12 protein-coding genes are annotated in these 10,842 nt (G+C 60.9%); all 12 read left to right on the forward strand.

The features are described from left to right. Nucleotides 1–205 precede the first annotated feature (205 nt). A complete protein-coding gene (locus CAPSK01_RS12710; protein WP_034927152.1) occupies nt 206–1,639 on the forward strand; it encodes a DegQ family serine endoprotease in 1,434 nt (477 codons plus the stop codon). Then, entirely contained in the window at nt 1,636–1,887 is a 252-nt protein-coding gene (locus CAPSK01_RS12715) for a glutaredoxin family protein (protein WP_034927154.1), read from the forward strand. The genes CAPSK01_RS12710 and CAPSK01_RS12715 overlap by 4 nt, the downstream gene beginning before the upstream one ends. A 96-nt stretch (nt 1,888–1,983) precedes the next feature. Continuing rightward, entirely contained in the window at nt 1,984–3,774 is a 1,791-nt protein-coding gene (gene lepA, locus CAPSK01_RS12720; protein WP_034927565.1) for a translation elongation factor 4, read from the forward strand. 12 nt (nt 3,775–3,786) lie between these two features. Then, the gene (gene lepB / locus CAPSK01_RS12725; RefSeq protein WP_034927157.1) at nt 3,787–4,575 is read left to right on the forward strand and encodes a signal peptidase I; all 789 of its coding nucleotides are present in this window, start codon (nt 3,787–3,789) and stop codon (nt 4,573–4,575) included. 12 nt (nt 4,576–4,587) lie between these two features. Beyond that, on the forward strand, nt 4,588–4,947 hold the full coding sequence (locus CAPSK01_RS12730; protein WP_034927160.1) for a DUF4845 domain-containing protein: 360 nt from the start codon (nt 4,588–4,590) through the stop codon (nt 4,945–4,947). A gap of 2 nt (nt 4,948–4,949) precedes the next feature. Further along, nucleotides 4,950–5,657, forward strand: a complete 708-nt coding sequence (rnc, locus tag CAPSK01_RS12735; RefSeq protein WP_273703631.1) for a ribonuclease III — start codon at nt 4,950–4,952, stop codon at nt 5,655–5,657. Next, nucleotides 5,654–6,538 carry a GTPase Era gene (era, locus tag CAPSK01_RS12740; RefSeq protein ID WP_273703632.1) on the forward strand — a complete coding sequence of 295 codons (885 nt, stop codon included), beginning with the start codon at nt 5,654–5,656 and terminating at the stop codon, nt 6,536–6,538. The genes rnc and era overlap by 4 nt, the downstream gene beginning before the upstream one ends. Before the next feature lie 27 nt (nt 6,539–6,565). Next, a complete protein-coding gene (gene recO, locus CAPSK01_RS12745; RefSeq protein ID WP_034927166.1) occupies nt 6,566–7,282 on the forward strand; it encodes a DNA repair protein RecO in 717 nt (238 codons plus the stop codon). Next, complete coding sequence (locus CAPSK01_RS12750) at nt 7,279–8,043, forward strand: pyridoxine 5'-phosphate synthase (protein ID WP_034927168.1); 765 nt, start codon at nt 7,279–7,281, stop codon at nt 8,041–8,043. The genes recO and CAPSK01_RS12750 overlap by 4 nt, the downstream gene beginning before the upstream one ends. Nucleotides 8,044–8,048: 5 nt before the next feature. After that, complete coding sequence (gene acpS, locus CAPSK01_RS12755; RefSeq protein WP_034927171.1) at nt 8,049–8,426, forward strand: holo-ACP synthase; 378 nt, start codon at nt 8,049–8,051, stop codon at nt 8,424–8,426. Beyond that, a complete protein-coding gene (nagZ, locus tag CAPSK01_RS12760; protein ID WP_034927172.1) occupies nt 8,423–9,445 on the forward strand; it encodes a beta-N-acetylhexosaminidase in 1,023 nt (340 codons plus the stop codon). Before acpS ends, nagZ begins: the two co-directional genes overlap by 4 nt. Nucleotides 9,446–9,674: 229 nt before the next feature. Continuing rightward, on the forward strand, nt 9,675–10,842 hold a 1,168-nt coding region (locus CAPSK01_RS12765), incomplete at its 3' end, for a hypothetical protein (protein ID WP_273703633.1).

Here is a 10,842-nt window from a genome sequence, read left to right on the forward strand (position 1 = left end):
GCTGTCGGGATCGGCCTGTGGCGGCGAGGGGGGGGCGATCGGCGGGGCCATGGGTGGTTTGCTGGTCGGCTGGCTGGGCCTGCGGCGAGCGCAGCGGCAGAGCCAGCACGACCCCCGTTTGCAACCCACGATCCGATCTTGATTTTGCACCCCGCGCCCGCATATTTTTTGGTCATTCAATGACGTTCAGGAGGCTATTGCTGCCATGAAACAGTTGCTTGTGGCGTTCTTTTTAACGGTGTTCTCGGTGTTGGCACAAGCCGACAGTCGAGGATTGCCCGACTTCACCGAGCTTGTCGAGAAACAGGGGCCGGCAGTCGTCAATATCAGTACCACCCAGTCGGTGCGGAGCAGTGGGCGGAATGCACAGCCGTTCCCCTTCGACGAAAGCGATCCGATGTATGAGTTCTTCCGGCGCTTCATTCCTCGTCAGCCGGGAATTCCTGGCGTACCCCGCGACTACGAAAGCAGATCTCTTGGTTCGGGATTCGTGATCAGTGCCGACGGTTATCTGCTGACCAATGCGCATGTCGTGGACTCGGCTGACGAGATTCTCGTTCGACTGACCGACAAGCGTGAGTTCAAGGCACGGGTCATCGGCACCGACAAGCGCACTGACGTGGCGCTGATCAAGATCGAAGCGACCGGTTTGCCGACCGTTCGTCTGGGTGATCCGGGTGGACTCAAGGTCGGCGAATGGGTGATCGCGATCGGTTCGCCGTTCGGTTTCGAGAACAGTGTGACGGCCGGCATTGTCAGCGCCAAGGGTCGCTCCTTGCCACAGGAGAACTATGTCCCCTTCATCCAGACCGATACGGCGGTCAATCCGGGCAACTCAGGCGGCCCCTTGTTCAACATGAAGGGCGAAGTGGTCGGCATCAACTCGCAGATTTACAGCCGGTCGGGCGGTTTCATGGGGATCTCCTTTGCCATTCCGATCGATGTGGCGATGGAGGTGCAGGCGCAACTGCGCGCCAATGGCAAGGTCAGCCGCGGTCGAATCGGTGTGGTCATTCAGGAGGTGACGAAGGAGCTGGCCGAGTCCTTCGGTTTGAGCAAAGCCCAAGGCGCAGCAGTCAATGCGGTCGAAAAGGGTGGTCCGGCGGAGAAAGCGGGCATTGAAGCGGGTGATGTCATCCTTAGATTTGACGGCAAGACGATTGGCAGTTCCAGCGATTTGCCACGCATCGTCGGCAGTACCAAGCCGGGAAGCCGGGTGACGATCCAGATCTGGCGCAAGGGAGCGATCCGGGATGTATCGGTCGTGATTGGAGAAATCGCAGAAGAGAAGGTCGCTTCCCGCAGCAGCAGAAGTGCAAAATCACCTGATCGGACGGCCAATCGCCTCGGGTTGGTGGTTTCCGAGCTGACTGCCGAGCAGAAGCGCGAACTCAAGGTCAATGGCGGTTTGCTGATCGAGGATGTTCGCAACAATGCCGCGCGTGTCGATCTGCGGCCGGGGGATGTCATCCTGGCGCTGATTTCGCGTGGCGAGAACATCGAAATCAAGAGCAGCGACCAGTTCAACCGTTTGCTCGCGCAGTTCGACAAGTCGGCCAACGTGACCTTGCTGGTTCGCCGCGGCGAGTTGCAGACCTTCGTCACCATCAAGGGACTGACCGAGCGTCGCAGCGAGTGACACAGACGGCGAAGCTGACCCTGGTCTCGCGGCGCTACTGCCATCTCTGTACAGAGATGGCAGTAGCCCTCGAAACATTGGCTGCCGAATTCGGCGTGGCCGTCGAGGTCGTCGACGTTGACGCCGACGCAGCGCTCGAAGCGCTCTACGACGAACTCGTCCCGGTCCTCCTGCATGAGGGCCGTGAGCTTTGCCATTACTTTCTCGACACCAGCAAAGTCCGTGATTATTTGAGCGAAATCCGCTAGAATCCGCGCCTTCAGGCAGTTCGACCAAGGGTGCCCGCCGCCGGCACCCTTTCTTTTCAGGGGCGGCTCGGTCGCGATAGAGCCCACACCATGTCCATGCAACTGATCCGCAATTTTTCCATCATCGCGCATATCGATCACGGAAAGTCCACCCTTGCCGACCGCATCATTCATCTTTGCGGCGGTCTTTCCGATCGCGAGATGGAAGCGCAGGTCCTCGACTCGATGGATATCGAGCGCGAGCGTGGCATCACCATCAAGGCGCAGACCGCGGCCCTGCAATACCGGGCGCGCAGCGGCGAGGTCTACAACCTGAACCTGATCGACACGCCGGGCCACGTCGATTTCTCGTATGAGGTCTCGCGTTCGCTTTCCGCCTGTGAGGGAGCCCTGCTGGTGGTCGATGCATCGCAGGGAGTCGAAGCGCAGACGGTCGCCAACTGCTATACGGCGATCGAGCTCGGCGTCGATGTCGTGCCCGTACTGAACAAGATCGATCTGCCGTCGGCGATGCCTGACCATGCTCGCCAGGAGATCGAGGATGTCATCGGCCTAGATGCTTCCGAGGCGATCCTCGCTTCGGCCAAGACTGGCCTGGGCGTCGAGGACATCCTGGAAGCGATCATCGAGCGCATTCCCGCTCCGACGGGCGATCCTGATGCGCCACTCAAGGCTCTGCTGGTGGATGCCTGGTTCGACAACTATGTCGGTGTGGTCATGCTGGTGCGAGTCTTCGATGGCACACTCAGGCCAAAGGACCGGATTCGTCTGATGGCTGCCGGCTCGACCCATCTCTGTGAGCAGGTCGGCGTGTTCACTCCCAAGGCGCTGCAACGCGACGCTCTGCGCGCCGGCGAGGTCGGTTACGTTATCTCGGGAATCAAGGAACTGCAGGCGGCCAAGGTCGGCGATACCCTGACCCTGCACGAGCGACCGGCGAGTACGGCATTGCCGGGGTTCAAGGAGATCAAGTCGCAGGTCTTCGCCGGGCTTTATCCGGTCGAGTCGAATCAGTACGACTCGCTGCGCGAATCGCTGGAAAAGCTGAAGCTCAACGACGCGTCGCTGCGCTACGAACCCGAGGTTTCGCAGGCGCTCGGTTTCGGTTTCCGCTGCGGTTTCCTCGGGCTGTTGCATATGGAGATCGTCCAGGAGCGTCTCGAACGCGAGTTCGATCAGGACCTGATCACCACCGCGCCAACTGTCGTTTATGAAGTCCTGCTGCGAGATGGCAACCTGGTCAATGTCGAAAACCCGGCCAAACTGCCCGAACTGTCAAAGATCGAGGAGATTCGCGAACCGATCATCACTACCACGGTATTCGTTCCGCAGGAATATCTGGGCAATGTCATTACGCTGTGCAATCAGAAGCGCGGCAACCAGATCGACATGAACTATCACGGCCGGCAGGTGCAACTGGTTTACGAAATGCCGATGGCTGAAGTGGTGATGGATTTCTTCGACCGCCTGAAGTCCGTCTCGCGCGGCTACGCCTCTCTCGATTACGAATTCAAGGAGTATCGGGCGGCCGACGTAGTCAAGCTTGACGTGCTGATCAACGGTGAACGCGTCGATGCCCTGTCCGTGATCCTGCATCGTGTCAATTCGGTCTATCGTGGCCGCGAACTGGCCGCCAAGATGCGCGAACTGATTCCGCGCCAGATGTACGATGTCGCCATCCAGGCCGCCATCGGCACCAACATCATTGCCCGTGAGAATGTCAAGGCGATGCGCAAGGACGTTCTGGCCAAGTGTTACGGCGGCGACATTTCGCGCAAGAAGAAACTGCTCGAAAAGCAGAAGGCCGGCAAGAAGCGCATGAAACAGGTCGGGTCGGTCGAGATCCCCCAGGAGGCCTTCCTTGCTGTGTTGCGTGTCGGCAAGTAAAGGAGTAATCGAGTGAATTTTGCGTTGATCCTGTTTGTCCTGTTGCTGATTAGCGGCACAATCTGGGCCGTCGATGCTTGTTTTCTGCGCAAGCGCCGCCCGGCCGACGCCAAGGACCCCTGGTGGGTCGAGTACGGGGCGAGTTTCTTTCCGGTGATCCTGGTGGTTTTCGTCCTGCGTTCGTTTCTCGTCGAACCGTTCAAGATTCCCTCGGGATCGATGATCCCGACCTTGCAGGTCGGCGATTTCATTCTCGTCAACAAATACACCTATGGCATTCGCCTGCCGGTACTCAACCGCAAGATCATCGACATCAACAACCCGCAACGTGGGGACGTGATGGTCTTTCGTTATCCCGAGGATCCCTCCCTCGACTACATCAAGCGGGTGATCGGCGTGCCGGGTGACAACATCGCTTACCTGAACAAGAAACTGACGATCAACGGCCAGCCGGTGCCGACCACGCGGATCGACGATTATCTGCACTCGGAGCGTCTTTACTATTCGCGGCAATTTATTGAAAGGTTGGACTCGGCACAGCATCAAACCCTCAATGATGAAGATGCTCCGCCGTATATTCAGGGTCCGGTACAGTTTCCCAACCGCCAGGATTGTTCCTACAATGCAGCAGGGGTGATCTGCAAGGTGCCGCCGGGTCAGTACTTCGTGATGGGCGACAATCGCGACAACAGCCGCGATAGCCGTTATTGGGGCTTTGTTCCGGAACAAAACATCGTTGGGAAGGCTTTTTTCATCTGGTTGAATTTCAGTGATCTCACACGGATCGGCTCATTCAGGTAAGGAGCGGTGGCTATGAATCGTCAGCGTGGTGTGGCCCTTTCGGGTCTGGTGGTCTGGGGCGTGTTGATCAGTTTGGTGGCCATGCTCGTGATCCGGGCTCTTCCCGATGTCATGGAATATTACAAGATCCGGCATGCGGTCAAGGCAGTGGCTGAAGAATCCAGCGGCAAGACGGTTCCCGAAATCCGGCAGGCTTTCGGCAAATATCTGGAAATAGAGCACATCAAGACCCTCAGCCCGGCTGATCTCGACATCTTCAAGGAAGAGAACCGGCTGGTCATTGCTTTCGCTTACGAGAGGCGGATTCCGCTCGTCGCCAATGTCAGCCTGTTAATCGACTTTCGTGGTTCGTCATCAGGGCGCGGTTTCTAGCAATGACCGCTTCCCGCCTCGAGCAGGCACTCGGGCATACCTTCCGGAATCACGATCTGCTGCAACTGGCGCTGACGCATCGCAGCTTCACTTCGCCCCACAATGAGCGACTCGAGTTCCTTGGCGATGCGATCCTCAATGCCGTCATCGCGCGCCGCCTGTTCGAGCGTTTCCCCTTGCTTCCCGAAGGCGATCTCTCGCGACTGCGGGCCAATCTGGTACGCCAGGACAGCCTGCACCAGCTTGCTGTGGATCTCTCGCTGGGGGAATGCCTACGTCTTGGCGAGGGCGAGCAGAAGAGTGGCGGGCAGCAACGACCCTCCATTCTGGCCGATGCCCTTGAAGCGCTGTTTGGCGCGCTGTGGCTGGATGCCGGTTTTGACGTTGCTGGTCAGGTGATCGTCCGTGTCTACGCCGGCGTGCTGAATCAACTGACTTCCGGACAGGGGATCAAGGATGCCAAGACGCGCTTGCAGGAGTATCTCCAGGGCATCCGGCTGGCCTTGCCACAGTACTCGCTGGCAGGTACCGAAGGCGAGGCGCATGCCCAACAGTTCAGGGTGGTCTGTGTGATCGAGCCCCTGCAAATCCGCACCGAAGGCCGCGCCGGCAGTCGTCGGGCGGCCGAACAAATGGCCGCCGAACGTGCGCTGGAAAGCCTGGAAATCGCTCATGACCATTCCCCGCTGCAGCGATCATTAAAGTCATGAATGACACGCGCAGCGGGCAGATCGCCATCGTCGGCCGCCCCAACGTCGGCAAGTCGACCCTGCTCAACCAGCTGATCGGCGAGAAGGTCAGCATCGTCTCACAGCGGGCACAGACCACTCGTCACCGCATCCTGGGCATTCTCACCAGACCTGATGCACAGTACGTTTTTGTCGATACACCGGGTTTCCAGACCCGTTATGGCAACGCGCTGAATCGGGCGATGAATCGCGGCGTTCGACAGGCGCTGGCCGAAGTCGACGTCGTCCTGTTGGTTGTTGAGGCCGGGCGCTTTGACGATCGCGACCGGGCGGTACGCCAACTCATCCCGGATGACCGTCCGGTGATCATCGTGGTGAACAAGATCGACCAGTTCAAGGACAAGGCGCAACTCTTGCCGTACCTCGCCTGCCTCGCCGGTGAAGGTGAGTTCACGGCGATCGTTCCCGTCAGCGCGATGCGCGGCGTACAGATGGAAGTCCTGCTCAGCGAGACGCGCAAGCATTTGCCGAACACCGAGTGGCTGTACGGCGAGGATGAAATGACCGACCGCAGCGAAAGATTTCTGGCTGCCGAGTACATTCGCGAAAAGCTCTTTCGCCTGATTGGCGACGAGTTGCCCTATGCTGCTGCCGTCGAGATCGAAAAGTTTGTCGTCGATGGGGCCTTGCGGCGTATCAGCGCCGCCATTCTGGTCGATCGCGAGGGGCACAAGTCGATCATCATCGGCCGCGGCGGAACAATCCTCAAACGCATCGCCTCCGAGGCACGCCAGGACATGCAGCGAATGTTCGATGGTCAGGTGTTTCTCGAAGTCTTTGTCAAGGTCAAGTCAGGCTGGGCCGACGATGAGCGAATGCTCAAGACGCTTGGCTACGACTAGATCGCGTGCTCGCGAACGAGTCGGGAAGTGACGCAGCGACACAAGGTCGATGCCCAGCCGGCTTTCGTCCTGCACACCTATTCCTACAGCGAGACCAGCTTGATCGTCGACGTCTTCTCGCGCGACCATGGTCGTGTCGCTCTCATGGCGCGCGGCGCGCGCCGGCCACGTTCGGTCCTGCGCGGCCTCCTGCAGGCGTTTCAGCCACTCGAACTCGGCTGGGCAGGTGGTGGTGAGGTGAAAACGCTGATCAAGGCCGAGTGGCAGGGCGGGCAACCGCTACTGGCGGGCAAGGCGCTATTCTGTGGCTACTACCTGAACGAGCTGTTGATGCACCTGCTGCCGCGCGAGGACGCGCATGCCCGACTTTTCTGGGTCTATGCCGAGACCTTGCGGCGTTTCGCCGATGGCGCGCAGGAATCCGATCTGCGCTGCTTCGAGCGGGCGTTGCTGCAGGAACTCGGATACGGTCTGACGCTTGAAACCGATGCCACGGGTGTCGCGGTCGACATCAATGCGGACTACGCTTACGAGATCGAGCGTGGTCCGGTGCGACTGCCCGCACCCGGCAGCTCGGTGTGGGCGGTCAGCGGCCGGACACTGCTTGACCTGGCGCGCGAGGATTTCTCCGATCCGCGCTCGCTGGCCGAAGCCAAGCAACTGATGCGCACATTGATCAATCATTATACCGATGGCAAGAGCCTCGCCAGCCGCAGGATTTTTAGGGAGCTACACGAACTATGATCGAACTTGGCGTCAACATTGACCATGTGGCGACGATCCGGCAGGCACGCTGCACCTACGAGCCTGATCCGGTCTGGGCGGCCGTCGAAGCGCATCTCGGCGGCGCTGATGGCATCACCATCCACCTGCGCGAGGACCGGCGACACATCCAGGATGCCGACGTCGAGAAACTGCGCGATCTGGCGCAGATCAAGCTCAACCTTGAAATGGCAGCGACCGACGAGATGGTCGCGATGGCCTGCCGGATCAGGCCACAAATGGCCATGCTGGTGCCCGAGGGTCGCCATGAAGTGACCACCGAAGGCGGGCTCGACATCGTTGCCCAAGAAACCCGGCTCGCCGATTCGGTGGCCCGTCTCAGCGATGCCGGCATCGTCAGCAGCGTGTTCATCGATGCCGACCCGGCGCAGGTGGAAGCCGCAGTACGGATCGGCGCGCGCGTCTGCGAAATGCACACCGGTCCGTATGCACACGCCTTCTATACGCAGGGACGCGACGCCGAGAGCCCCGCCGTGCTCGCCGAACTCGAAAAAATCCGCGTCGCTGGAGACCTGGCGCGACAACTCGGGATGCGATTCAACGCCGGCCATGCGCTCAACTACTTCAACGTGCAACCGGTCGCACAACTCGCTGGCATCCGCGAACTGCATATCGGGCACGCGATCATCAGCCGTGCCATCTTCATCGGCCTGCGCGCAGCGGTCGGGGAAATGAAGCGCCTGCTGCGAGAGGCGCAGGCGCGGTCGCTGGCCCGGCCTTGACCGTCATGATCGCCGGTATCGGTACCGACATCGTCGCCGTGGCTCGCCTGGGCAGGCTTTACGAGCGGCACGGTCAGCGTGCGCTGGCGAAATTGCTGTCGCCGAGGGAACATCTCGAGTTTGTCGGCGTTCGTGATCCAGCCAGGTTTCTTGCCAAGCGTTTTGCCGCCAAGGAAGCCTTTGGCAAAGCGCTCGGTATCGGTCTGGTCGCGCCCGCCACCTTGCCAAGTATCGGCGTCGCCCACGATTCGCTGGGCCGGCCGCTGTTCGAGTACGCGGCGCCACTCGCCGCCCACCTCGCGCGGCGCCGGCTCGTCGCGCACCTCACCATCAGTGACGAGCACGATTTTGCCGTCGCTTTTGTGATCATGGAGCAGCAATGAATACCCGACTCCCGCTTGGCCCGCTGATGATCGACATTGCCGGGTTGCAATTGTCCGACCTTGAACAAGAGCGCCTGTGCCACCCTCTGGTCGGTGGCCTGATTCTGTTCGCACGCAATTACGCCTCGCCGCAGCAACTCGAGCAACTCACGGCCGCAGTGCATGCCTTGCGCTCGCCAGCCCTGCCGATTGCCATCGACCACGAAGGGGGCCGGGTGCAACGCTGTCGCGACGGTTTCACCCGGCTGCCGGCGATGCGACGTCTTGGCGAGCAATGGGACTGCGACCCGCAGGCAGCCTGGCTGGCTGCGCGCGGGGTTGGCTATGTTCTCGCCGCCGAACTGCGCGCACGCGGGGTCGACCTGTCATTCACGCCAGTACTCGATCTCGACTGGGGGCGCAGCAGCGTGATCGGCGATCGCTCGTTGCACGCCGATCCGGCTGCGGTGGTGCGGCTGGCTGGCGCGCTGATCGAAGGGCTGCACCGCGCCGGCATGGCCGCCTGTGGCAAGCACTTTCCCGGGCATGGCTGGGTCGAGGCCGATTCGCATGTTGCGCTGCCGGTCGACGAACGCGAGCTTGCAGAGCTGGCGCCAGACATCGAACCCTACCGCCGGCTCGAACTCGACGCGGTGATGCCAGCGCATGTCATCTATCGGCGTCTGGACCCACGGCCGGCGGGTTTCTCCCGTTTCTGGACAGGCATGCTGCGTAATCAGCTCGGCTTCGACGGCGTCATCTTCAGCGACGATCTGTCGATGGCCGGCGCCGGCGTTGCCGGCGGCATCAGCGAGCGTTGTACCGCCGCCTGGGAGGCGGGCTGCGACCTGTTGCTGGTATGCAACTCGCCGGATGCGGTCGGCGAATTGCTGGCGAACTGGCAGCCGCCAGACGACCCACTGCGGGCACAGCGCGTCGAGCGTCTTGTGCCGACCACTCCTGCTGTCGACTGGACTGATCTGCAGCAGGATTGGCTATACCGGACCGGGGTAGCTACAGCCAGCAGCCTGCTGGCCTGAGCGAACGGTTGGCGATCGACGTTCTCCGCACGGCCAGCCCGGCAGCCTGAACTGGCAATCACCGGAGATGTCGCGACCGGCGCCCGATTCTCTTATCTTCTCGTTTGGTGATGGCAAGATGCACATCCATTCTTCTTTGCATGGCTCTATCGAACGCTCAGTGACCTCTGATGGCGGGGGGGAAACACTGGCCCGGCGAGGTAATCGGCGGCGCCTCAAGGTTTTTCTGATGGCATTTGTCGTGGTGCTGGTGACCGGACTCGCCTGGGATTTCCTCCGACCTGCCGAATACCGTGCCACGGCCAGGGTACAGATCAGCCCGGGAAGCATTGAACCACGCCTCTCTTTGTCGGCAAGGGAGACTGCCGAGCCGTCGCCCCACCCTGCCTCCGATCTTCTGACGCAGGTGCAGGTACTCACCAGCCGGCCCCTGCTGGCCAGGGTAAGCGAGTTGCTCGCCCAGGCGGGTTTCCTGGTCGGATCAGCAGACGAGGCCACAGAATTGCAGAAGATGATCACGGTGGTGCCAGTGAGTGGCACCGAGATCGTCGAGTTGCAGGCGACCGGTGCGCCTCCGGAACTCCTCGTGGCGGTGCTGAACACCTTGCTCGATGCCTATCGCGAAGAGTTGAAAGCTGCTTACGAAGCCGCTACCAGCGTCACCCTGACGCAGGCGCGTACGGAGGCCGCGCTGCTCGAGCGGGCGATGCACGAGCGCCGTGCGCGCCTGGAGGCCTTTCGCAGCCAGCATGGCGTGTGGTCATCCGAGCGCGATGGCAACGAGGCCGTGGGGCGTATGAAAGGACTTACCACCGCACTTGCCACCGCCAGCGAGAAAGCCGCGCTAGCCGAAGCTCATCTGCGCGCTCTGCGGGAGGCCATTGCTGCCGGCAACAGCGGCAGCAGCCGGGCCAAGGATGATCCGACGCTGGCCAACATGGAGCAGCGAGCGTCGGCTCTGCGTGAGCAAATACGCGACATGGAACGCACCTACACCTCCAGATTCATGAGCATCGATCCCGGCGCAAAGGCCTTGCAGGCGCGCCTCGGCGAACTGGAGCGGCAAATCGAGGGGCAGCGTTCGGCGAGTCAACAAACCTCTCTCGCTACGGCGCAGGAAGAACTGACCAGTGCGCGGGAAACCGTCAGCCACCTGCAGGCGCAAATCAACGAGCAGCGCCGAGGTGTGCAGACGTTTTCCGAACGTTTCACCCAAGCCAAGTCACTCGAGGACGACCTCGCCCAGGTTGAAAAGGCCAACCGCGAAGCCCTGGAACGTCTGGTCAAACTCGAAGCCAGTGAGCGCAGCCGCTTGCCTGCACTCAATCTGGTGGAAATGGCCAGCGTTCCCCAGTCATCCTTTCGGCCCCCTTATCTGAGGGATGCGGCACTTGTGG

The sequence above is a fragment of the Candidatus Accumulibacter vicinus genome (genome assembly GCF_000584955.1).
GTDB classification, from domain to species: domain Bacteria; phylum Pseudomonadota; class Gammaproteobacteria; order Burkholderiales; family Rhodocyclaceae; genus Accumulibacter; species Accumulibacter vicinus.